Origin of the sequence: Shewanella sp. SM32, assembly GCF_025654235.1 — a bacterium.
In the GTDB taxonomy this organism is placed as follows: Bacteria; Pseudomonadota; Gammaproteobacteria; order Enterobacterales; family Shewanellaceae; genus Shewanella; species Shewanella oncorhynchi.
Genome location: NZ_JAKKRO010000012.1, coordinates 37,143 through 60,702, shown reverse-complemented (window position 1 = coordinate 60,702; position 23,560 = coordinate 37,143). Strand labels below are relative to the sequence as shown.

The 23,560-nt window shown below is 46.1% G+C and carries 17 protein-coding genes and 2 pseudogenes; 10 read left to right on the top strand and 9 right to left on the bottom strand.

What is annotated here, in order from left to right; translation table 11 throughout:
• Positions 1–8 precede the first annotated feature (8 nt).
• Positions 9–1,073 (top strand): sulfate/molybdate ABC transporter ATP-binding protein, encoded by a 1,065-nt coding sequence (locus tag L5M10_RS07060; RefSeq protein WP_168826299.1) that lies wholly within the window; start codon positions 9–11, stop codon positions 1,071–1,073.
• A gap of 24 nt (positions 1,074–1,097) precedes the next feature.
• Here the strand turns inward: L5M10_RS07060 and L5M10_RS07055 are convergent, their stop codons facing one another.
• Both L5M10_RS07055 and L5M10_RS07050 read right to left on the bottom strand, forming a co-directional pair.
• Positions 1,098–1,574: a cytoplasmic protein gene (locus L5M10_RS07055; protein WP_198572437.1), complete on the bottom strand. Its 477-nt coding sequence runs from the start codon at positions 1,572–1,574 to the stop codon at positions 1,098–1,100.
• Between the two features lie 97 nt (positions 1,575–1,671).
• Positions 1,672–5,319: pseudogene (locus L5M10_RS07050) on the bottom strand (EAL domain-containing protein).
• A 615-nt stretch (positions 5,320–5,934) separates the two neighbouring features.
• Here L5M10_RS07050 and L5M10_RS07045 point away from each other — a divergent pair.
• The 6 genes from L5M10_RS07045 to cyoE all read left to right on the top strand — a co-directional run bounded on the left by L5M10_RS07045 (position 5,935) and on the right by cyoE (position 11,508).
• Positions 5,935–6,324 (top strand): hypothetical protein, encoded by a 390-nt coding sequence (locus tag L5M10_RS07045; protein WP_317629809.1) that lies wholly within the window; start codon positions 5,935–5,937, stop codon positions 6,322–6,324.
• Between the two features lie 189 nt (positions 6,325–6,513).
• Entirely contained in the window at positions 6,514–7,617 is a 1,104-nt protein-coding gene (gene cyoA / locus L5M10_RS07040; protein WP_263196393.1) for a ubiquinol oxidase subunit II, read from the top strand.
• Between the two features lie 2 nt (positions 7,618–7,619).
• Positions 7,620–9,599, top strand: coding sequence for a cytochrome o ubiquinol oxidase subunit I (gene cyoB, locus L5M10_RS07035; protein WP_263196394.1), 1,980 nt, complete (start codon positions 7,620–7,622; stop codon positions 9,597–9,599).
• Between the two features lies 1 nt (position 9,600).
• Positions 9,601–10,221, top strand: coding sequence for a cytochrome o ubiquinol oxidase subunit III (gene cyoC, locus L5M10_RS07030; RefSeq protein WP_263196397.1), 621 nt, complete (start codon positions 9,601–9,603; stop codon positions 10,219–10,221).
• Positions 10,221–10,562 (top strand): cytochrome o ubiquinol oxidase subunit IV, encoded by a 342-nt coding sequence (cyoD, locus tag L5M10_RS07025; protein ID WP_263196399.1) that lies wholly within the window; start codon positions 10,221–10,223, stop codon positions 10,560–10,562. Before cyoC ends, cyoD begins: the two co-directional genes overlap by 1 nt.
• Before the next feature lie 13 nt (positions 10,563–10,575).
• On the top strand, positions 10,576–11,508 hold the full coding sequence (cyoE, locus tag L5M10_RS07020) for a heme o synthase (protein ID WP_263141405.1): 933 nt from the start codon (positions 10,576–10,578) through the stop codon (positions 11,506–11,508).
• A gap of 111 nt (positions 11,509–11,619) precedes the next feature.
• On the opposite strand, the gene L5M10_RS07015 is transcribed toward cyoE, so the two are convergent.
• The 5 genes from L5M10_RS07015 to L5M10_RS06995 form a co-directional block, all read right to left on the bottom strand.
• Entirely contained in the window at positions 11,620–12,144 is a 525-nt protein-coding gene (locus L5M10_RS07015; RefSeq protein ID WP_263196412.1) for a protein disulfide oxidoreductase, read from the bottom strand.
• Positions 12,145–12,169: 25 nt separating this feature from the next.
• Positions 12,170–13,054 (bottom strand): DsbA family protein, encoded by an 885-nt coding sequence (locus tag L5M10_RS07010; RefSeq protein ID WP_263196401.1) that lies wholly within the window; start codon positions 13,052–13,054, stop codon positions 12,170–12,172.
• 136 nt (positions 13,055–13,190) lie between these two features.
• A complete protein-coding gene (locus tag L5M10_RS07005; RefSeq protein WP_263196403.1) occupies positions 13,191–15,302 on the bottom strand; it encodes a protein-disulfide reductase DsbD family protein in 2,112 nt (703 codons plus the stop codon).
• Positions 15,303–15,663: 361 nt separating this feature from the next.
• Positions 15,664–16,128, bottom strand: coding sequence for a hypothetical protein (locus L5M10_RS07000; RefSeq protein ID WP_263196404.1), 465 nt, complete (start codon positions 16,126–16,128; stop codon positions 15,664–15,666).
• 403 nt (positions 16,129–16,531) lie between these two features.
• Entirely contained in the window at positions 16,532–17,281 is a 750-nt protein-coding gene (locus tag L5M10_RS06995; RefSeq protein ID WP_263196406.1) for a 3-oxoacyl-ACP reductase family protein, read from the bottom strand.
• A 185-nt stretch (positions 17,282–17,466) separates the two neighbouring features.
• On the opposite strand from L5M10_RS06995, the gene L5M10_RS06990 reads away from it, so the two are divergent.
• Entirely contained in the window at positions 17,467–18,387 is a 921-nt protein-coding gene (locus tag L5M10_RS06990) for a LysR family transcriptional regulator (RefSeq protein WP_263196408.1), read from the top strand.
• Between the two features lie 45 nt (positions 18,388–18,432).
• Here the strand turns inward: L5M10_RS06990 and L5M10_RS06985 are convergent.
• Positions 18,433–19,080: pseudogene (locus tag L5M10_RS06985) on the bottom strand (CatB-related O-acetyltransferase).
• A gap of 228 nt (positions 19,081–19,308) precedes the next feature.
• A complete protein-coding gene (locus tag L5M10_RS06980; RefSeq protein WP_263196409.1) occupies positions 19,309–20,055 on the bottom strand; it encodes a class I SAM-dependent methyltransferase in 747 nt (248 codons plus the stop codon).
• 266 nt (positions 20,056–20,321) lie between these two features.
• Between L5M10_RS06980 and L5M10_RS06975 the strand changes: the two genes are divergently transcribed.
• Complete coding sequence (locus L5M10_RS06975; protein WP_263255077.1) at positions 20,322–22,586, top strand: GGDEF domain-containing phosphodiesterase; 2,265 nt, start codon at positions 20,322–20,324, stop codon at positions 22,584–22,586.
• Positions 22,587–22,678: 92 nt separating this feature from the next.
• A complete protein-coding gene (locus tag L5M10_RS06970) occupies positions 22,679–23,524 on the top strand; it encodes a 23S rRNA (adenine(2030)-N(6))-methyltransferase RlmJ (protein WP_173497834.1) in 846 nt (281 codons plus the stop codon).
• The last annotated feature ends 36 nt before the right edge of the window (positions 23,525–23,560 follow it).

The window sequence follows — 23,560 nt, the reverse complement described above, 5'->3', positions numbered from 1 at the left end:
AGAGCATTATGAGCATACACATTCAACAAGTTAATAAGCGTTTTAGTGATTTTGTTGCCGTGGACTCGGTCAATTTAGAGATCAAAACCGGAGAGCTGACAGCCCTTTTAGGCCCATCCGGCTCAGGCAAAACAACTTTACTCAGGATTATTGCCGGACTCGAACAGGCCGACAGTGGCATAGTCAGATTTAATGGCGAAGACATCACCACACAGCATGTGAGTGAACGCGGTGTCGGTTTTGTATTCCAACATTACGCCCTATTTAAACATATGACTGTATTCGAAAATGTCGCCTATGGACTCACAGTCAGACCACGAAAAACACGTCCGAGTAAGGCAGACATTGCCGATAAGGTGCATTCATTACTCAAACTCGTCCAATTAGATTGGACTGCTAATCGCTATCCATCACAACTTTCAGGCGGTCAAAGGCAACGCATCGCACTCGCCCGCGCGCTTGCGGTCGAACCTAAGGTTCTACTGTTAGACGAACCCTTTGGCGCGCTCGATGCAAAAGTCCGCGCAGAATTACGCCGCTGGTTAAGACGCTTACACGATGAGATTAATGTCACTACCGTATTTGTGACCCATGATCAGGAAGAAGCACTCGAAGTCGCAGATAAAATTGTAGTGATGAATCAAGGTCGTATCGAGCAGCAAGGTACGCCAGAAGAAGTCTATGATAATCCAAGCAATCCTTTTGTGTACGAGTTTCTTGGCAATGTGAACCTATTTCATGCCCGGGTAAAACAAGGGCATAGCACTATAGGCAATATCCACATACCCTCACCTGAACACACAATTAGCGAAGAGCAACAAGGCTTGGCCTATGTTCGCCCACACGAAATCGAGGTACTGACACAACCAACTGAAAATGCCCTTAAAGTCAGTTTAGACTTAGTGACCATAGTTGGCCCTGCAGTGAGATTAGAAGTCCTAACTGAGCTAGATAACCAACTGATCCATGTTGAATTATCTAAAGTGCAATTTAAACAGCTTGGCATAAACAAAGGTGATAGCGCTTGGATCCAGCCACGCTATACCAAAGTCTTTTTAGGGGAAGGCATTTAGCCACTCACCGCCATAATCAATAGATCAGAACTTCAAGGTCAAGGACTGACCTTCTCCCATTCCCTGCCACTCAACACTCAAATCCATAATCTCATTGAGAATATGATCAAAATCTGTTTGGTTAACAGTAGGAACGGCTAAGTCTCGACTGCTACAGGCTTGCTCTAACAGATAAATAAAGCCGTCATAGGTTGGCGTTTCGCCCGACCAGAGTAGCGACTGCAAGGTCTCGACTATGGATTCGGTTTGCCACACTTCCGTTTTATCTGCGATAGCGCGGGAGGTTTCATTATGTTCCAAGGCGAAGCTGATATCGGCGCCAGCTCTGACCTGCGAGAAGAAAGCCCCTTGAATATGCAGACGTTTTTCAACCACATAATGAATCATATCGTGGGGAGCAATGCCCTGTTCTGGCATTTGGGTTTGAGTCGCACTACCGTCCATGCGCACGCAGCGCAACTGGCCATAACGCTGAGTACCTTTAGTGAAGATGACTTGCATAAAACCATCCTTAGTATTTTGATTAACGCATGCATAATGCGAACTCAAGTATAGTCCAACTCTGCGCCAGCATTAGAAAAACAACAACACTCTGCCGTTATAAATTACGCTGGATAAAGCGGAAACACTCTTCTGCCGCTAAGGGTTTACTAAAGTAAAACCCTTGCACTAAGTCGCACCCCATGCTCGACAATAATACCAATTGCGCCTCGTTTTCAACCCCTTCAGCGACCACAGTTAACCCCAATTCATGGGACATAGAAATAGTTGCAGCGCTAATGGCTGCATCGTTCGAGTCGGTCTCAATATCCTTCACAAAGGATCGGTCGAGCTTTAACCTGTCTAAGGGCAAGAGTTTCAAATAGGATAAAGAGGAATATCCTGTACCAAAATCATCGATGGCGAGCTCGATACCATGTTGACGTAATTCCGCTAATAGGCGCGCATTCTGCTCAGGATATTGCATCGCCACACTCTCGGTAATCTCCAGCTCCAGCGCGCCTTTGCCCAACTTATGCTTCACCAGCACATTGGTAATATCGGCGACTATCGTATCCTTACGGAGTTGATGCGCTGACAGATTCACTGCCATTCGCAACTCAGTGGCACCCGCAGCACGCCAGACAGCAAGTTGCGCCATCGCCGTTTCTAACACCCATTGACCAATTGGGATGATCATGTCGATCTCTTCGGCAATGGGAATAAAACGGTCAGGCGCTATCATGCCAAATTCGGGATGCTGCCAGCGCACAAGCGCTTCGACACTGACCACTTGCCCGCTTCTAATATCAATTTGTGGCTGATAATGCAGTCGTAATTCGTCGTTTGCTAACACTTGCCTCAGGCCAGTTTCAATATGCTGGCGCTCAGTGATCAAAGTGTTCATTGCCGCAGTAAAGAATTGATAGTTATTGCGTCCAGCCGCTTTTGCGCGGTACATGGCCATATCGGCATTTTTCATCAAGGCTTCAACACTGTCACCATCATTGGGAAATAAACTGATCCCTATACTTGGCGACGAATGTAATGCTTGATTATTAATCACATAGGTTTGACTCAAACCACTGCGCAGCGCCTCGGCTAAACTGGCCACTTCATCATGGTTTGTATCGGACAAGGCAACCACAAACTCATCGCCTCCCAAACGCGCCACAGTATCATTATCACCAACGATGTATTTCAAACGTCGGGCCACCTCTAGCAGCAGTTGATCGCCCACATGATGGCCCAAGGTATCGTTGATATTTTTAAAGTGGTCCATGTCGATGAACATTACCGCTATTTGGCTGTGGGATATCAGAGCATCCTTAAACACCACTTCGAGGCGCGACTGCAAGCTCAGTCGATTAGGCAATAAGGTCAAAGAGTCATGATGAGCAAGGAAATGAATGCGTTCCTCACTGACTTTACGCTCACTGATATCGGTAAAGCTGCCAATATAGTGACTCACGGCACCAGAATCATCCCGCACCACAGACATCATCAACCATTTCGGGAAATCGTAGCCTTGTTTATGCCTGTCCCAGACTTCACCTTGCCAGAAACCCGTTTGCTCGAGGGCAGCACGGACTTGAGAATCGATACTTTTGTCCGTTCGTTCAGCCTCTATAAAACGGCAGTTTTTACCAATAATGTCCTCTCGGGAATAACCCGTGATCTAAGAAAATGCGCTATTCACATCCACAATGATATCGTTGGCATCCATAATCGTGATGCCTTCACCACTCTGCTGAAATACTTGCGCCAAGAGATTTACCCGCGCAACGGTACGCTCCTGCTCGGTAATATCTTCGACAATAAACAAAATTAGCTGTTCACCATTAGCACCAGTAACTAAAGCCCCGTTGAGGCGCACCGCCACTAATTGGCCATTTTTATGTAAATAATGCTTCTGATAGGGGCCGTAACGGCGCGTCTGCTTTAAGCGCTCTAATTGCTCAGTTTCACTTAATTGATAACGCTTTGGGGTAAGATCCCAAGGATCAAGTTGATTAAGCTCATCGAGTGAATAACCCGTAATCGCTTGAAAGGCGGGGTTAATCGCCACAAATTGACCATCATCTAAACGTTTAAGCACATGCCCCACTGGGGCCTTATCAAATAGGTTTCGATATTTTTGCTCACTTTCGACCAAGGTAGCTTGAAAAGCCTGACGGCGGGCAATTTCCTTCGACAATGCCATGGTTTTTTCTGTCACTTTTTCGGCAATACGTTGGCGCTCGCCGGAGGAAACCAGTGTCATACCGCCCACGACCGCACAAGTGATAAATGCGAGCAGCAGCATCAGTAGCGATAAGCTAAAAGTATCGCCCATCAGCACCGCATAGGATTGATAAATCACTATATGCCAATGACGATCCGCTAACATCAAGTTTGCCTGAAAATACTGCCCAGTTTTATCGCTGAAGAGCTTACTGCTAAATTCGGGAAACGATTTTTGAGTATTGCTATAAAGTAAGGTACCGCCCGCACTCATATCTGTCAGTTGCCACTGCAACCCTTTTACACTATCAACATCATCAATAATGCCTTGCAAATCAATTACAGCAGAACAAAACCCTGAGATCTTACCCAATCTGTCAAAAGCAGGAGCAATGAGTAAAGTGCCACCAGGACCATTGGGATCTTGTGCTAATTGAATCTTGGCTGTCATCACGGGTGCTAACGTCGCACGCACTTTTGCTATGGCAGCGGCTCGCGTCGGCTCACTATTGAGATCTAATCCCAAGGCCGCTTCGTTACCTATCTGCGGCTGAATATACATCACAGGGACTAGCCAACCATCAGTATTCGCCTGCCAGCCTTCGGGACGAGTCACTTTGTAGGAACCGCCAACCACAGAACGAATTGATGCCTCAAAACTTTGCTGATCGGCTGCCGCCACAAGCGGTGACCAAGACCAAGCTCTAAAGCCATCCTTCATCAACATATTGCGTTTGCCAAACTGTACAAACTCATCCTCAGAAACCTGCTCGCTATTATCGAACAAGCTTGCTAAGGCAACAATTTGTTGGAGGTTAGCATCTTGAAAACTTTCAATATTGCTAATAATCGCATTAGATTGAACCAGAAACTTATCCTGCAACTGTTGGCGCTGATTCATATCTGAGTAGTAATAAATCCCCACGCAGAATAAAAAGCCCACCAGCAAAGGCACACCCGTCTGAATGCGGCGAGAACGCCAAATAACTCGCTTATCAAATAACAACATAGTCAGAGGGATAAAAATCACGGCACCGAGCAAATCCCCAGTCCACCAATTTATTAAACTACCCAGTAAATCGGACTGTGGAATCGTACCGTTAATCACTAAGGAGAAATTGCCAAAAACAGTCGCTACAGTACAAGTTAAAGCTAAACTCAAGCAGGATTTAATGACGGCGTTAGGATTATCTAGGGTGAATAAATGATCGACTCGCCCAAGAACATAGGCAGAAAGCACTGCCTGTATAGATGAGCCAATTGAAATCGCAAAGGGCAACCACCCCCAATGGATATGTCCGCTGATGTTGAGATTAATCAACAAAGAACCAATGAACACGCCAATCCAAGGCGCATATTCTTTCCATAAAACACAAGCGGCAATAGCAATACCTGCGGCAGGCCAAATTGCAGCAGAATATCCAGGCGGCAAAGCAATCATCAAACCAATCTTACCTACAATAACGTAAGCTAAGGCGATGAAAATGTTTACCTTAAGGTATGGGATAAATGACTTTATGTGTAGTCCTTTATGCTGACGCACTTCGAGAATTGAGAAGCATCATGCCCTACTCACAGGCTCAATCTCAAGCACATATCAGGGGCGAGATAAGTTCACAGTTTAATAATCGGTTTATCTAATGTAAATAGCGTAAATGACTGACACAATCACTCATTTAACGTGATGTTTTTATTTGGGATGCCGATCTCAAATGCACTTAATCACACAGCCAAACTTGGCGAGCCCAATCTTGCGACAAACAAGCTAACCCATCAAGACAACTATCGGCAACATTAGCCCCGCCATAGAAGTTAAGCTTAGTCTTTTTACGGGTAAAGCTAACATGTTTATAGGGGCTATAATCAACTCAATGACACCACAAGCAAATCAACTTTAGTCAAAATGAATAAATGAGAGGCTTCACAATTTTTTATTTTATGAGAACAAAATCAGTTTAAATACTGTTAATTTTGTAAAATTAACGATCGCATTTAGTTTTAATTAAGGTTTTTTTAATACTTAAGCCCTTTTACTACGGGGATCCGCTTTCATTCAATAGCCGCTTCTTGGTATCCTCCTGCCGCATAAAAAAGTTACATGCTGAATATTTTTTGTTCTGCCAACTGACTCCTTTTCCCGTTCAGCCGGACCCGTTAATTGAAATTAGCTCTTAGCCAATTCATTGTTGAAAGATTGAACCTAACTATTCGGCTTTCAACCTTTAGCATGACAAATCTAACCCTGTTTTTCGGGTTATTGTTTGTGCTGCCTATTGCTGACGTTTTATCCGTGTTGATCGGCGGTTGTGTCGATATTAGTGAATTAATCAGCCTCAGCAATGGCTTTTTAGTCGAGTTTATCGGCGCCAGTCTGTTCAGCCTATTATTGCTCAACCCCCTCGTTATTCTGCAGTTATGGCATTTAATCAACTGCTGCTTCAAATTTTTCAATCATCTCAATTTAACTAACGCCTCACTTTTTTTAGCACCCCCAAGGCTAAAATCCCTCGAACATACCGCCCACGGTTGTCGCGCTCCGCCATTTTAACCCTCTGTTTTTAAATTCAAATTAAGCATTAAGCGCTGAAAGCGGATCTTAGATTTGCCTCGGGATGGCGACACATTGTTGTGTCATGCCTCTTGGGTTTCAGGATTTGCGCTCAGATAACGCCGCTTAGTGCGACTGCCGGTTAACGCTTGGCAGAGTTGTAAACCTTAGGGTTAGAGGAATCTTCCTTTGTTAATTCGAAAATTAAGTAAAGCAGCAATCGCGGCAGTAGCACTCATGCTCGCGGGTTGTGATGGCGGTGTGTTGGACCCTAAGGGCCAAATCGGTATCGATGAAAAACACCTGATTATCGTCGCCACCCTACTCATGCTTATTGTCGTTATCCCTGTGATTGCCATGACATTGTACTTCGCGTGGAAATACCGCGATGGCCGTGATCAGGAAATCTATGCGCCTAAATGGGCACACTCAACGGCGATTGAAACCGTAGTGTGGATAGTGCCGATTGTGATCGTGATAGTGCTCGGTGTGATCACTTGGGGTTCGACCCATGATCTTGATCCATACAAACCTTTAGATCACGAAGCTAAACCCGTCACGGTTGAAGTAGTGTCGCTGGACTGGAAATGGTTATTCATTTATCCAGAACAAGGCGTGGCGTCGGTCAATGAGTTGGCGTTCCCAGCCAATGTGCCGGTGAACTTTAAGATCACCTCTGACACTGCGATGAACTCCTTCTTCATCCCTCAGTTAGGCAGCCAGATTTACTCTATGGCGGGCATGACCACTAAGTTACATTTGATCGCTAACGAGCCCGGCACCTTCGACGGTATCTCGGCTAACTACAGCGGCGCCGGATTTGCGGGCATGAAGTTTAAAGCGATTGCCACTCAGACACCTGCCGACTTCGAGGCATGGGTAGCTAAGTTAAAACAACAGGGCAAGGCATTGGACTCAGCGGCCTATGCCACACTGGCTAAACCGAGTGAATACAATCCAGTTGAATACTTTGGTTCTGTCAGCAAAGGGATGTTTGACCAAATCGTGATGCAATACATGCGCATGGACTCACATGAGGGCATGAAAGGTCACGAAGGAATGGACATGCACGCAGGCATGGAACACATGGGCACTGAGCACACATCTGACATGGCAGACATGAAAGGTATGCACGACATGCCACATATGGCAGGCGAGCACGCGATGGAAAATACACAGAACATGGCCGACATGGATAGCTCAACACCTTCTGTACCGTCATTAACACAAGACTCATCCACAGAACCTTCATCATTAGAGCACTCATCCACTCACAAAGTGGAGGCGGAGTAATCATGTCATTTCTCGGTAAATTAAGCTTAGATGCGATTCCGTATCACGAGCCCATCATCATGGTGACCCTAGCGGTCGTCGCTGTGGTAGGTTTGTATATCGCAGCCTTGATCACTAAACACAAAAAATGGAGTGTACTCTGGAATAATTGGTTAACTTCAGTTGACCATAAACGCCTCGGTATCATGTACATAGTGTTGGCTTTAGTGATGCTCATTCGTGGCTTCTCCGATGCCATTATGATGCGTACCCAGCAAGCACTCGCCACCAACGGCGCCGCAGGTTATCTGCCGCCAGAACATTACGACCAGATCTTCACCGCCCACGGCGTGATCATGATTATCTTTATGGCGATGCCATTTATGATAGGTCTAATGAACTTAGTAGTGCCGCTGCAGATTGGCGCACGCGACGTTGCCTTCCCCTTCTTGAATAACCTCAGTTTCTGGCTGACCGCCTCTGGCGCTGTGCTGATCAATATTTCATTGGGTTTAGGTGAATTTGCTAAGACAGGTTGGGTGGCGTATCCCCCCCTCTCAGAGCTGGCTTACAGTCCGGGGGTTGGAGTCGATTACTATATCTGGGCACTGCAAATTTCAGGCATAGGGACGACCTTAACCGGGGTGAACTTTATCGCCACCGTACTGAAGATGCGTGCCCCAGGCATGAAGCTGATGCAAATGCCAATCTTCACTTGGACTTGTACGTGGGCGAACATATTGATCGTCGCGTCATTCCCAATATTAACCGCCGTGTTAGCCATGTTAACGCTCGACCGTTATATGGATTTCCACTTTTTCACCAATGACGGTGGCGGTAACGCCATGATGTATATCAACCTATTTTGGGCGTGGGGACATCCTGAAGTTTACATCCTGATTTTGCCTGCTTTTGGTATTTTCTCCGAGGTGATCTCAACCTTTACGGCTAAGCGTTTGTTTGGTTACACCTCTATGGTGTGGGCGAGCGGTGCGATTTCAATTTTAGGTTTCATCGTTTGGTTACACCACTTCTTCACTATGGGCTCAAGTGCCAACGTCAACGCCTTCTTCGGGGTGATGACTATGGTGATTGCCGTTCCAACCGGGGTAAAACTGTTTAACTGGTTGTTCACTATCTACCGTGGCCGCCTACGGTTAACGGTACCTGTGTTGTGGACGCTAGGCTTTATGGTGACTTTCACCATAGGCGGTATGACAGGTGTACTATTAGCCTTACCGGGAGCCGATTACGTTCTACATAACAGTTTGTTTTTAATCGCGCATTTCCATAACACTATTATTGGTGGTGCTGTATTTGGTTACTTAGCAGGCTTTGCTTACTGGTTCCCTAAAGCGACAGGTTTCCACTTGAATGAACGTTTAGGTAAAGCGTCATTCTGGTGTTGGCAAATCGGTTTCTACGTGGCCTTTATGCCGCTGTACGTATTAGGCTTTATGGGTATGACGCGCCGAATTAGCCATACGGATAACCCGGCATGGAATCTATGGATCTACTTAGCCGCTGTGGGTGCTTGCATCATCATGGTCGGTATCATTCTGCAGTTTATCCAACTGTACGTGAGTATCCGTGACCGCGACCAAAACCGCGATACTACGGGCGATCCATGGAATGGCCATACTTTAGAGTGGTCAACCGCTTCACCACCACAGTGCTATAACTTCGCTAAGCTGCCACAGGTTGCTGATATCGATGCCTTTACCGATGCGAAAGAAAAAGGTTTGGCTTATCAAGGCCTCAAACACTATCAGCCAATCCATATGCCGAAAAATACCTCAAGCGGTATCTTAATGGCGCTGGGGATCACTGCCGCGGGTTTTGCCGCTATTTGGCACATTCTGTGGTTAGCCATTGTGGGCTTAGTGGGCGCGTTTATCGTGTTCTTATTCCGTGCCTATAACAATGACGTCGACTATTACGTGCAACCCGATGAAGTGGCTCGCATTGAAAATGCCCACTTAAACAATGTAGTAAGGGGCTGATATGAGTATTGCAATCCCAGCAGATTTAAAAGTAGCTCACGCAGAAGATCATCACGAACACCATGATACGAGTGGCAACACCCTGTTTGGTTTTTGGATTTACCTGATGACCGACTGCATTTTGTTTGCCTCGGTTTTCGCAACCTATGCAGTGCTCTACATGAACACGGACGGTGGCGTTTCGGGTAAAGACATTTTCGAATTGGACTTTGTGCTGATCGAAACTGCCGCCCTGCTCGTCAGTAGTATTACCTATGGCATGGCGCTGATTTTTGCTAAACGCCATAACAAAGCCGCGACCTTGGCTTGGTTACTCGTCACCTTCGCCCTCGGTTGTGTGTTTATCGGTATGGAAGTCTATGAGTTCCATCACCTGATTGAACATGGCAATGGCCCGCAGCGCAGCGCTTTCCTGTCGTCCTTCTTCACTCTGGTCGGTATGCACGGCTTGCACGTGACCGCAGGTCTGATTTGGATGGCGATTATGATGATTGAAGTGGCGAAAACCGGTTTAGGTCATCGCAGCATCACCCGCCTGAGCTGCTTAAGCTTGTTCTGGCATTTCCTCGACATAGTGTGGATTTGTGTATTCACGGTCGTGTATTTATTGGGAGCACTGTAATGAGCGCACATAGTCATACTGATAAGCCTAGCCATGGTACTGACAATCTGGCCGCGAGCATTAAGTCATATCTAATGGGCTTTGTGCTGTCAGTGGTATTAACCGCCATTCCATTTTGGGCGGTAATGACCCATCACTTCGAGAAAGCGACCACCCTTAGCTTAGTGCTAGTGATGGCGATAGTGCAGATAGTGGTACATCTTAAGTACTTCTTGCACTTAGATTTCTCGAAAGAAGGCAAAGTGAATACCTTCTCCTTCCTGTTTACCGCACTGATCATTGTCATGGTAGTCGGCCTGTCGGTGTGGATCATACTCGAAGCCAACGCTTTGATGATGTAACGAGAAACAGTCTATGCAAACACAAGACAGATTTATGTCACCGCAATGGAAAGCACGCTTCAAAGGGTATGTGCAGGTTACTAAGCCTGGCATCATTTTCGGGAATCTGATTTCCGTTGCTGGCGGTTTTTTATTAGCCGCCAAAGGCGACGTAAATTTGGTCTTGATGCTGGCGAGCTTAGTAGGATTGTCCTTGGTTGTAGCCTCGGGCTGCGCTGTCAATAACTGTATTGACCGTGATATCGACGCCAAAATGCAGCGAACCTGCAAACGCGTGACCGTCACGGGCGAAATTGCCGTGGGTAACGTACTTGCATTTGGACTCGCCTTAGGTGTGTTAGGCTTTAGCATCTTAGCCTTGTTTACCAATGCATTAGCCCTGCTATTTGCCGTTATTGGTTACATCGTTTATGTGGGGGTTTATAGCCTCTACATGAAACGTAACTCAGTGTATGGCACTTTGGTTGGCAGCTTCTCGGGCGCAGTACCGCCCGTGGTTGGCTATTGCAGCGTGACAGGGCAAATGGACATGGGTGCAGCTATTTTGCTGTTGATGTTCAGTCTATGGCAGATGCCACATTCCTATGCCATCGCGATTTTCCGTTTTAATGACTATGCGGCCGCTAATATTCCTGTGCTGCCGGTTGCAGAAGGCATGACCAAGGCAAAACTGCATATCGTGCTTTATATTGCAGTGTTCGCCTTAGTCAGTGCGCTGCTGCCACTCGCAGGTTATACAGGTATCGCCTTTATGGCAGTCACCTGTGCCACTAGCCTGTGGTGGCTTGCCATGGCATTAAAAGGTTATCGCCACGGCGTCGACATGCACCGCTGGGCTCGCCAAGTGTTTGGTTTTTCAATCATCACTATTACGGCGCTCAGTGTGACTATGGCGCTCGACTTCCAAGTTGTGAGTCAGGCACCACTACTCACTTTAGTGAAGTAAACCCTAAGCTTTCAGCTAGTTGTCTAGTCCTGAAATAAGTTGATAATACAAAAGCGCTAACCAAGATTAGCGCTTTTTTTCTCTCCTAAAACAGCCCCTGAAGCATCTCTTCTAAGTGAACATCATTCGCCACCACATACCGGGTAGGCTAGTAAAGCCTGTCGTATAGTGTTTTAGCTCACCCTCTTTAAAGATCATAATGGTTGGCGTCGCCTGCAATGACCAATCACGGGCAATCTTGCTGTCACTATCGTTAATAGTGTCAAAGCCATAGCCTTGATGCTGAAGATATTTTCTCAGTTTCTCATCCTCCCCCGAATTCATGGCAACCGTCACCACGGGGTAATAGGCCGACATTTGATTGACCGCCGGACTGACAAAATTACACACAGGGCACCAAGTACCCCAGAAGTATACCAATACCGCCTGATCTTGGCTTAACGTGGCAATATCAAGCGCTTCCCCAGCCAACGTCGTCCCTTGGAGCTGCGGCAAATTATCCCGCGGGATATCTTTGCCGCGCCAGATGTCCATCACGCTGGTCACGATAAGGGCAATGAGCAGCCAAAGTGCCAGCTGCTTAATCCAGCCCAATATGCGTTTAGGTAAAGATGTCGAAACCTGTTCGGCGCTCATATTTTCAGTTTCCTTTGACGGCATCTTAACTGCTCTTCTGCGTCTTATCTTTAGCGGCAATCGCGGCTTCAAGCTGCTCTTTTAACACTTCGTAAGGCACTAATCCGGGAATAAGCGTATCGGCTACTATCATACTTGGAGTGCCACCTATGCCTAACTCATTCATTAAATTAACATTGTCATCGACCATTTTAGCCACGCGCTCATCTGTGTTGCCGACCCAGCGCTCGGTTGCCGTCAGTTTAGCGACCTTAGCGATGGCTGCGGCATCGAGTCCACGCGGACTCGACATCAACATATCCTTCACCTTGAGATACTTTTCAGGCTCGTTTAACCAAACGGTTTGGGCAAAATCGACCGCCATTTTGGAGCCTTCGCCCTGCAATGGCACCATTTTAACTATGATTTTTAACTGCGGAAATTCTTCAATAAGCTGGTTCAGCGAAGGCTCGATTTTCTTGCAGTATGGGCAGTTAAAATCGGTGAAGTACACCATCTCAATCTCAGGTGCCGCAGCGCCCTTCCATGGATCGCTTTTGGTCTCATACATGGCCTTATGATGGGTTACTAGGCTCGTTTGCATGGCGGTATTGGCACCCTCTTGCTCCCTTGCTTGCCACGCAATAATTGCTTCTCTCATTAGGTCAGGATCATTGATCAAGGCATCTTTAAGAATCGCTCGCACCTCTTGCTGCTGGGCCGCCGATAAACTGCTGTCCTTGGCATAGGCCATGGTGCTCACCGAAGGCAAGGAAACCACCAACATTGCCATGGCGACACCCGAGACAACAAACATCTGTAACTTGCGATTTTTCCGTAAAGAGCTAAATTTCGACATTTGGGTGCCTCCAATGGCTTGAGTTTTCTGCATTGATTCAGTGTTGTTTTGTACTTCAATCTTCTGTTTCATAATCGATTTCCATTGTCTTAGGTTAGGGTTATCCCTGACCTGAGTATTTGTTGAGTGCCACTCGACTCGCTATTGAATGAGACTCGCCAGTGATATTGCCGAGTGACATGTCCGAGTGAACGGCTGGTCGTTAGCGTTATTTCCCTGCCGCTACGGATGCCTTTTCAGGGGACGCAGAGGCCTGCTCAATCGCAGCAAGCACAAGGTCAGTCGATAGAATTTCCGGTAACTCAATCCCCTGCGGCACACCCGGGCCGTAAACCACGTTGAATGGCACTCCAAAACGATTATGGCTTTGCAGGTAGTGAGTAATGGGCTCAGAAGGCGTAGTCCAATTGCCCTTCATCGGCAAAATATGCGACTGTTGCAACAGGCTATAGACTGGATCTTGCAGGATCACGCCAACTTTATTGGCCTTACAGGTAATGCACCAATCGGCAGTGACATCGACAAACACAGTTTTGCCTTGGGCCACCTGCTGATTAATCAATGCTTGATCCAATGGCGTCCAAGCAAGATCCGCAGGTAAAGGTTTAGCCCACTGGTTCGCCGTCATAAATGCAATAACCGCCGACAGTAAAATGCCGATACCTAAGCAGCTCACAATAGCAATCGCGCCATATTTTTTAGCCATAAACACAATAAATATCAGTGTAATGACACCCGCTAACGGCCACAGGTAGAGCACATCAATAAAGCTGGCCAACAGGCTAATGAGCCACAAACTGGTGATGAGCAACATGCCGGAGAAAAACACTTTAACTGTGTTCATCCAGCGACCGGGTTTAGGGAAATAACCCGCCACTTGCGGGAATGCCGCCACGATTAACCAAGGGAACGCCATACCCACGGCCAACGCGGTAAAGATGGCAAACAGGCTCAGTACATCGGCGCCCAAAGCGAAAGCGACCGCAGTCCCCAAAAATGGTGCACTGCACGGTGTCGCCAGTAGCGTCGCAAACATACCCTGTAAAAAGTGACCGCTGTTATTATTGCCGCCCGTTGTCGCCAACTTGGTTTGCACGTTAGAGGGTAAGTTGATCTCAAACACACCTAACATATTGAAGGCAAACACTGTAGTCACCAGCGCCATAAAGCCGATAAACCAAGGGTTTTGGAATTGCACGCCCCAACCAATCGCTTGACCCGTGAGCTTAAGCATTAAGATAAAGCCAGCCAGTAACCAGAATGAGGCCAATATCCCCAGCGCTGATGCGATGAACTGTTGGCGGATTTGATTACGCTTAAGATCAGGCGCTGCAACCACTGAACTGAGCTTCATACCGAGTACTGGTAACACACAGGGCATGACGTTTAAGATCAAACCACCAATAAGCGCCAGCAGTATCATGCCAAATATCGAGGTACTTGCTTGAGTAATCACCACAGGCTTCACTTCGGCGCTGTATTCCAACGCCCGCTCGCTATCGGCGACAGTCATGTTCAGCGATTTGCCCAAAACTTCAGGCTCACCCAGCCAACTTTGACCAGTGAAAATACCGACCAATTGCTTGCCATTAGCATCACTTTCGTTTGGTTTTAAGCTCACTAGCTTAAATGTGGTATCTGGCTCGCCATCGATAATCACTGTAGGTTGCTGCCAGTTGGCATCATTGAGTCTGATTTCAAGTTGACCTTTGGCGGCATCCCAACCCATTGTCATGGCAGGATTTTGGCCCTCTTGGGTCAATACTTTTTGTGGCACAAGCGACACAGCCTTGTTGTAAGCCAACATGGCATCGGTATCTGCTTGCAGCGCATTGGGCGTGAAATCAAGACTAATCTGATAATCCGTCAGAACACAGATAGTGGTACAGGTCGACAAGGTCACTTTGCCACGCAACTGAGTTGGGGCAGCGATATCATCGACTTTCAAGGTTAAGGGAAAGGTGGTATTACCTTTGTAACCAAAGGTTTGTAATCCCAATAATGAGAATTCCTCTGGCGCAGGCCATCTCCAATCCACTTGCTGTAGATTGCTAGAGCCATCCCACTTGATGGTAGGCGCAATACCGCCTTCCCCAGGACTGCGCCAATAGGTTTTCCAATCGCCCTCAAGTTGTACTTCAAGCACAGCAGGCAAAGTATTCGTTGCAGGATCAACCTCCCCCGTTAGCATAAAACGTACTTTGGCTGGAGGGTGATTATCATTAACCAACCACCCCGTCGATGCGGCCATTAGCGACGGACTGGTCACTATCAAGGCGAGTATCCAGAATCTGGTTAACATGGATTTTAATGTACTCATTTTATCCCCCAAATATGCATTAACTGTTTGTTATTCAATTGCATATTAATCTCTTCGATATGTCGTCACATTTGCCATTGCAATACTTAAGCGCTGTTAGACCAAGCTAAGTTAAACAAGACTCTGTGATGCTGCGTGCATGCTTACCTTGCTTTTAGGCCATATAAATATTGGCTAACGCTATGTTCTGGTTACCAATATCGTTATGGCTTAAGAAACATCAGCGTGATAGAAGGCTTAAGTTCAAGCAGTCAGATAGGGAGGTGTGATGTGTAAAATTGGATGTTCTGCAGCCGCTTAACTTTCTTTTCTACCGGCAAACTGGCGAGAAAAGTCAAATATTGACTGAGAGAAAGCATGCCTAAACAAACCCACCTATCAAATTGATAAATAAGTTTTTATTCTTGAAAGCGACAATGTGTGAGATGTATTCGCCTAGGTTTAGCTTGATAACCTTGTATGGGTAAAGTGTTATCACGCGGGAGGCGCGGGGAAGTAACGGCAGTAGGAACAGCAGGATAAGAAATGGGATGGTACTCGGAGTGTCGATACAGGTTCGGATCGATTTCTCAGACAATTCACATTTTTTAGGTTCACTTTTGACCAGCTCAGTACCCGCCGCTTGAGCATCGACGTAGCTAGCCATATTGTTTGAAGCTGAGCTGCTGTTTAAAGCTGAACTTGAGTTTAAAACTGAGTTGGCGCTAAAACTAGCACCAGAAAAAGACGTAGCCGACATCGCCTGCGCGCTCGACTCCTTGAGCAACAAGTTAAGTATTCCACTATTTTGAGTCAAACAGAACAAGGTCAGAATGGTAAACACCATCACGCCCCATAAGTTGCCTGTTTGCTTAGTCGATAACTTAGAAATTTGAATTTCCCTTCGTCTTATTCTTTGATAATAAAGATAAAAAATGAGTGTCTGTCAACAGATAGCTGAAGATAAGACCGGCGGATTGTAACAATAGTTCATCAACAAGCAAATTATTTTGCCTTGCCTGACTCAAGCCATAGTCCACCATTTCAATAAAACCACGCTTTGCTGACGGATAATTTGAGTAACAACGACCTAAGTTCTTACCATCATACTCAACGAGTTTTTATGCTCTAACATATTGATTCTGCATAACTAGCCACAACTTAAGCAAAGCCCACCAGAGTGACTCTTGTGCAGGCTTATTAATGACTGGAATCAAACTTTTTGCCGAAAAGATAAATACAGACAAAGCTTATGCAGAAAACCCACCATCAATCATCAAACTCGCACCAGTGATATAGCCCGCTTCTGGACCCGCGATAAAGGCGACAAAGCTGGCGATCTCTTCGGCTTTACCCAAACGCCCTAGGGCGCCCATCGCTTTAACGGGCTCAGATGAATCGCCGTTATCAGGGTTCATATCGGTATCCACAGGGCCTGGCTGAATGTTGTTCACCGTAATTGCACGTGGGCCTAAATCCCGCGCGAGTCCTTTGGCTAAACCGACTAATGCCGATTTACTCATGCCGTAAATCGCACCACCTACAAACGGAATACGCTCAGCGTTGGTGCTACCGATATTGATGATGCGGCCGCCGTCATTCATGTGCAGCGCAGCTTCTTGACTGGCCACAAACACACTGCGCACATTAGTGTTAACAGTTCGTTCCCAGTCTTCTAGCGTCAGATTCTCGATGCTATCCCAAATCAGCGTGCCCGCATTATTGACCACTATATCTAAGCCACCGAAGTGCGCTTTGGTCTCGCGTATGGCACGACGGATCGCCTCCGGCTCTGTGCTGTCGGCCTTAATGGCAATAGCTTGACCACCATAAGTGATAACTTCGTCAACTAGCAATTGTGATTGGGCCTCAGATGACACATAGGTAAAGGCAACCGCTGCGCCGTCACTCGCTAAACGTTTAACAATGGCGGCACCGATACCACGACTACCACCTTGTACAAAAGCCACTTTACCTTGCAGATTATTCGACGATTTCATAGTTTGCTCACTCAATAGGTGGTTAAGGTTGATTGTATAGAAAAACCTTTTTAATCAATTACAAAATGACGTTCGCTTGTACGTTAACGCTCATTTTCATACTGTGGTAGTAGCTTACGCGATTCACTTGCCATGATTAAGTCACTAAAATGACCTTCACTAAGTCCTACAAGGAATTAATTGCCGTGATAAATAATCAATTTGTTGAGATACGCCATTTCGTCACAGTTGCCCAGCTCGGCAGTTTTACCTTAGCGGCGCAGGCGTTAGGCATGACTGGTTCGGCGCTCAGTAAAAGCATAGTGCGATTAGAAACCCGCTTAGGCACTAAGCTGCTGCACCGCACCACAAGGCGTATGAGCTTAACCAATGATGGCGATTCGTATCTCACAGATTGCCAAAATGCCATGGCAATCCTAGACAATGCACAGAGCCGACTCGGCAGCGAACAGCAAATTCCCTCAGGTCGAGTGCGAGTGGATTTACCTGTGACGTTTGGGCGGCGATATATACTGCCAACCCTATTATCACTATCGCAAAAATATCCCAAGCTCGAGTTATCCATTACCTTTAACGATAGAGCGACCGATTTGTTTAGTGACGGCATTGATTTGGCGGTGCGTGTCGGACAACTCGGCGACACTGTGGATTTAGTCGCCCGTAGATTAGGGGAGCAGCGCCGAGTGATCTGCGCATCTCCCGCCTATTTCGCTCGACTTGGCACTCCACAAGGCAAAGAAGATCTCAGCCAGCACCAATGCATTGTCGGCTGGCCGCTTGGGCAGCAACATCGCTGGTTACTTAAAAATGAGGATGGGATCATCGAGGCTTATGACATTCCAGTACGCCACGAAATCGCTGATTGCGAAGCCATTTTAGCGGCCACACTGGCGGGAGTGGGTTTAGCGCAAGTGCCAATATGGTTGGTTGAGGACTATCTTAAAACTGGTGAACTTATCTCGGTACTGGACGAACTCGCCAGTGACGACACACCCATCCACTTGATTTGGCTTAAAACCCCTTACCTCCAACCCAAGCTACGGGTGATCATCGAAGAACTGGTCGACTTAGCGAAAGCGCCCAAAAGCAGATTTAAGGCAGGATAAGTAAAAGGCCTCGACTAAGCCGACCTCTCACTTTGGGACTAACGGCTATTTATTTTGATGTACAGATTGGTCATAGAGAGTGATCGCTTTGCTGAGCGCGTCAAAATCCGCCGAACACAAATGCTGCTTTAAGCTATCAAACTTTTCGGCAGGCCAATCGTAGATTTTTAACGCCAGTAACTCAGAAATAACGTCTTTATCGAACCGATACTTGATTAATTTCGCAGGTGATCCCGCCACAATACTGTAGGGTTCGATATTTTGGGTGACAACACTATTTGCGGCAACAACCGCACCTTCACCTATCGTCACCCCTGGCATCAACATACATCTCATGCCTAACCAAGCCCCATCACCAACATGAGTATCGCCTTTGCCTACATAGGCCTCCTCGATGAAATCCATAAAGGGATATAAACAAAACCAATCCGCTCTATGCGTATGATTTCCGCCCATTAAGATCACAACTTCGGCGGCGATACACACATAGTTCCCGATATAAAGTTTATCGATAGGCCACTTAGGCTCCCACTCACGGCTCACTTCATCACCATGAAGATATCTCACCGCTGCTCCCTCAAAGCCAGCATCCCAGCAATCACTGTAATAGATATGTTAGCCTTTAACTATGATATTGGGATTGGTGACCACCTCATGCAATAACTGAACTTTTGACCAATGCTTGTTCTGCATTGCAAATCCTCTTTATAAACAAAATAGTTAATACGAAACATAATGTTATGAGAAGTTTTACATTAGAATAGTCAGTGAATACGCGGCTGTTTTAGCAGAGGAATGAGTTTCATATAAAAAATCACAAGTGGGTATAAAAAAGAAAATAGCCCATAAAACTGAAAAATCGACATGAGCTAAGCCGTTGTCACTGAAAGCATACTATGTTCGCGATGAGAAAAATCTTCGCTATTTCATCGCGGCTTTTACATAGACATCGAAACGGTTTTTCTTGGTTTCAATAACCGTATTAGGCTTAACCCCATCCAAATCTTCGGCATAGTCTGGGCGCTTAACGACGACACGTTTAGTTGCTAAAGCTAAAGCTGGGGTGAGTAAGCCATCGGCATCTAAATCGGCACCGACTAAGGATTGGAATACACGCATTTCTTTTTTAACAAGGGCCGATTTATCACGATGGGGGTACATAGGATCGAGGTAAACCACATCCACCTCTTGTGCCAATTTCGATAGTGCTTCTAGGCTAGAACCATGAAATAGGCGCATCCGCTCACGCATCCAATCGCCGATTTCAGCATCTTGATAAGCACGGCGTAAGCCATCTTCAAGTAATGCGGCAACCACAGGATGACGTTCAACCATAGTTACAGTGCAACCAAGGCTTGCGAGCACAAACGCATCGCGCCCTAAACCCGCTGTGCCATCAACCACACTCGGTGTTACTCCTTGCTTCAATCCCACCGCTTTAGCGATAGATTGGCCACGACCACCACCGAACTTACGTCTATGGGCGACGGCGCCAGTCACAAAATCCACCACTATGCCATCGAGCTTAGGCTCATCGCGTTTATGCAGTGATAAAGTATCTGATTCAAAACGCAATTCGAAGGTCGCATTCGCATCGTAGACGAGTTGCCAACGTGCACAAATATCCACAAGTGTTGGGTATTGCTGATTGAAAAAAATCGAGGTCACAGGCTGTCTTCTAACCAACGAAAATGATGGCCATTATGCCTAAAAATCTCGTTTATGAATATGCTAGTAAGCAAAACACATCACCAAGCTCATCACTGTCTTAGCCAATTTGTCTCAGTACGCCCTTAATAATTCAAACAAGCATCACACTGTAATGCACTGATTTATAAAGCAGGCAATCTATTTGTATAACAGTTTAGTGATTTATGTTATATGTTACGTCCCCAGCCAACCTGCGTGACTTCCGTACGGGATAAGGACTTTTTTTGCTTCAATGGCTAAAAGGTTTTTTGTTTATCAGGGAGCAAGATTTTTTAAATCCTGACAAAACGATATTAAAAACCAGCTTATTGCGGATTATTCTGCTCAGTGGCGCCATCTTGACCACTAGCATAGTGCTGCATAGCTCTTTAATTGCGTATGAGTTAAACCTCACTTTCATTATCAGCATTACGGTCAGTTTTTTAACTGTACTATTCCTGTCTTTATGGTTTACGCGCAAATATTTACTCGTCAGCTCTATCAGCCTGCTGGCGATGGTTATTGCAGCCTGTTTATCTATGTTGTTGTTTATCCCTGACTTTAACTTATCGCAGGTAGGTATTACTTTCTTATATACCTTGCCCTTGATGGCGCTTTTCCTGTTTGGCAGAAAAGTCGCTTTTATTATGATGTGTTTCAACGTATTGCCTTTTTTACTGCTACTGCGTAACCAAAACCTGCCTCCCATTATCGATATTGATATCAGCCTACCTGCGACCCACGCTTATCTAAACGGTTTGCTGTTTATGTTTTTTAATATCTGTATCCCGTTGTCGGCAATGCGCCTGCTAAAAACCCAGAAAATCCATGCGCAGCAAATGATCCAGCATCAAAATGCACTGCAACATACATTAGACCAATATGCTGAAATCTTTGAAAATAATGGTACAGCCTCTTTCTTCTGCAATGAGGATGGAGTCATTCTCAACCTGAATAATGCCGCGAGGGAAATCGCTGGAGAAGTCACACTAAACAGCACTCGCCTATGTGACATTTTTGAACTTACCGAAGATACCAGCACGAATTTACTGGCGGCCTCGTTTCCAACCCATTTAAAAAACAATAACAGCACTAAATATCTGCTGCAAAAAGCCTCATTACAGCACCATGATACTTTGTTATTTCACTGCCACGATGTCACAGAACAGGCAAACCATGCGATTGAGCTGAGCCGACTTAAAAAACACCATATCAGCACACATTTCTATGATTTAGTGACCGGATTACCCAACGAGAATCACTGGTATAACCCAGCCCCAAGCACGATCCACTTGGATATGACCGTTGCCATAGTCAAAATTGATAATCTTAGTCAAATCAATGCCGCCTTCGGTATCAGCATCGGGGATGCCATCCTAAAAGCCTTTGCGACCGAACTCAAAAATCGCTTTGGGCATCACGCAAAAATATACCGGTTTAGGGGAGCCTCGTTTGCGCTTGAGTTTACCAGCCTGCCGCTGATCTCCCCCGAAAACCTAGCGCTACAATTACGCGAGCGTATTCCAACAAACCTGCAACTTAAACATGAACAACAGATTGAATATCATCTCGAGTGCCGAGTCGGTTGCAGTTCGGGTAATAAAGCCTCACCGCAGCAAGCCGCGGAACAATGTTTAATTGCCATTAAGCAAACCACCCAAGCTAGCCCAGTCATGGTGTATTACATTGGTTTGATTAATAATCTTCTCGAAGCCTCATCGCAGAAAGCTAAAATTCGCGACGCATTGAAACATAATCGTCTGGAAATGTGGCTACAGCCTAAAGTAAGGGCCGATGGCCACATTATTAGCTTTGAAGCACTGGCAAGAATGTTCGATGAAGACGGCACTATGATTATGCCGAACACGTTTATCCCTATCATAGAGTCATCCCAATTACAGGCGATTTTTGCGATAAAAGTCTTCAGGCAATTACTACAACTGATCCGTTCTTGGCCGAAAAATGTGCCTCTGGTCAGGATAGCCTTTAATTTATCTGGGCAAGATATTCTGTCGGATCGCTTCTTTAAGGTGTTGATCCAAACCTATATGAATCATCCTGAACTCATCCCATTGTTGGAAATTGAAATTACTGAAACCTCTGTATTTTCAACCCATAAAGAAACAGGACGACGCTTAAACACCTTAGCTCGCATGGGGGTTTCTATCGCCATTGACGATTTTGGCACTGGCCATGCGTCATTAAGCCAGCTCATTGATATCAGTGCCGACACAATTAAAATCGACCGTTACTTTGTCAGTCAAATGGGCATTAGTGAACGCCATACCCAAATTGTTAACGCTGCCATCCTGTTAGCCAAGAGCTTAAAACTCAACGTCATTGCCGAAGGTATCGAAACCGAAGCCCAGTTATTGCAGCTCACTGCGCTAGGATGCGAACAATTTCAAGGTTATTTATTCGGTAAACCCGCACCAGCGAATCTCTGGCTGAAAACTTTTCAAATGCAAACCCCCACACACTGGTTTGCTAATAAACAGAGCGCCAACTGAGGCATTAAATTTACGCCTACAAGCATCGCAGGTATAATTAGCGACTGGCATTTGCCTCTCTTTGCTTTGTTTGCAAATTACTAGGATCCCCCATGTTAAGTTACCGCCATGGTTATCACGCTGGCAATTATGCCGATGTGTTGAAACACGCCATCTTGCTTCAAACCTTGCAGCTGATGCACAAGAAAGACAAACCACTCGTGTATATCGATACCCATGCGGGTGCGGGTGGTTATGCTTTAAGCGATGAATTTGCACAAAAAACCGGTGAATACCTCGAAGGTGTAGCTAAGCTTTGGGATAAAACTGATCTGCCGCAATCGCTGCAGGACTATGTCGCCGCCGTGCGCCATTTTAATGAAGAAAATCCAGACGAACTCAACTTCTACCCAGGTTCACCCGCCATTATCGACATGGAGCTAGGGCCTAAAGATCGCATGGTCTTGCACGAGCTGCACAGCACTGATTATGTGTTATTGGATGATTATTTCTGCGAAGACAGACAAGTTAAAGTGATCAAAGGTGATGGCTTAAAAGGCCTTATCGCCGCAGTACCACCATTAGAGCGTCGTGCTCTGGTGCTAGTAGATCCTAGCTACGAGATGAAAACCGACTACCAAGATGTGGCCGAAACCCTGATAAAAGCGCACAAGCGTTTTGCTACGGGTGTGTTTATCCTGTGGTATCCAGTCGTAAATCGCGCTCAGACCGAAGGTATGTTATCGCGCCTCGCCAACAGTGGCATTAAACGTCAGCTGAGAATTGAACAAGCCATTAAGCCCGATTCAGATGAATTTGGCATGACTGCGGCAGGATTATGGATCATCAATCCACCTTGGCAGTTAGACGAAATCGCAACTGAATTAATGGATTACTTAGGTAAAACACTTGGACAAGTGGACGGTAACATTACTGTAAAATGGGAAGTCGGCGAGTAACCTTCGACTCAAATGGCGGCGATGATCTCCGGATTT

Bases quoted from the DNA above. Each gene is read 5' to 3' on its own strand.
- L5M10_RS07010 (WP_263196401.1), bottom strand. From the start codon at position 13,054: ATGAAACAGAAGATTGAAGTACAAAACAACACTGAATCAATGCAGAAA.
- L5M10_RS07060 (WP_168826299.1), top strand. From the start codon at position 9: ATGAGCATACACATTCAACAAGTTAATAAGCGTTTTAGTGATTTTGTT.
- cyoE (WP_263141405.1), top strand. From the start codon at position 10,576: ATGCAAACACAAGACAGATTTATGTCACCGCAATGGAAAGCACGCTTC.
- L5M10_RS07055 (WP_198572437.1), bottom strand. From the start codon at position 1,574: ATGCAAGTCATCTTCACTAAAGGTACTCAGCGTTATGGCCAGTTGCGC.
- L5M10_RS06970 (WP_173497834.1), top strand. From the start codon at position 22,679: ATGTTAAGTTACCGCCATGGTTATCACGCTGGCAATTATGCCGATGTG.
- L5M10_RS06995 (WP_263196406.1), bottom strand. From the start codon at position 17,281: ATGAAATCGTCGAATAATCTGCAAGGTAAAGTGGCTTTTGTACAAGGT.
- cyoB (WP_263196394.1), top strand. From the start codon at position 7,620: ATGTCATTTCTCGGTAAATTAAGCTTAGATGCGATTCCGTATCACGAG.
- L5M10_RS07000 (WP_263196404.1), bottom strand. From the start codon at position 16,128: ATGGTGTTTACCATTCTGACCTTGTTCTGTTTGACTCAAAATAGTGGA.
- cyoC (WP_263196397.1), top strand. From the start codon at position 9,601: ATGAGTATTGCAATCCCAGCAGATTTAAAAGTAGCTCACGCAGAAGAT.
- cyoD (WP_263196399.1), top strand. From the start codon at position 10,221: ATGAGCGCACATAGTCATACTGATAAGCCTAGCCATGGTACTGACAAT.
- L5M10_RS07015 (WP_263196412.1), bottom strand. From the start codon at position 12,144: ATGAGCGCCGAACAGGTTTCGACATCTTTACCTAAACGCATATTGGGC.
- L5M10_RS07005 (WP_263196403.1), bottom strand. From the start codon at position 15,302: ATGAGTACATTAAAATCCATGTTAACCAGATTCTGGATACTCGCCTTG.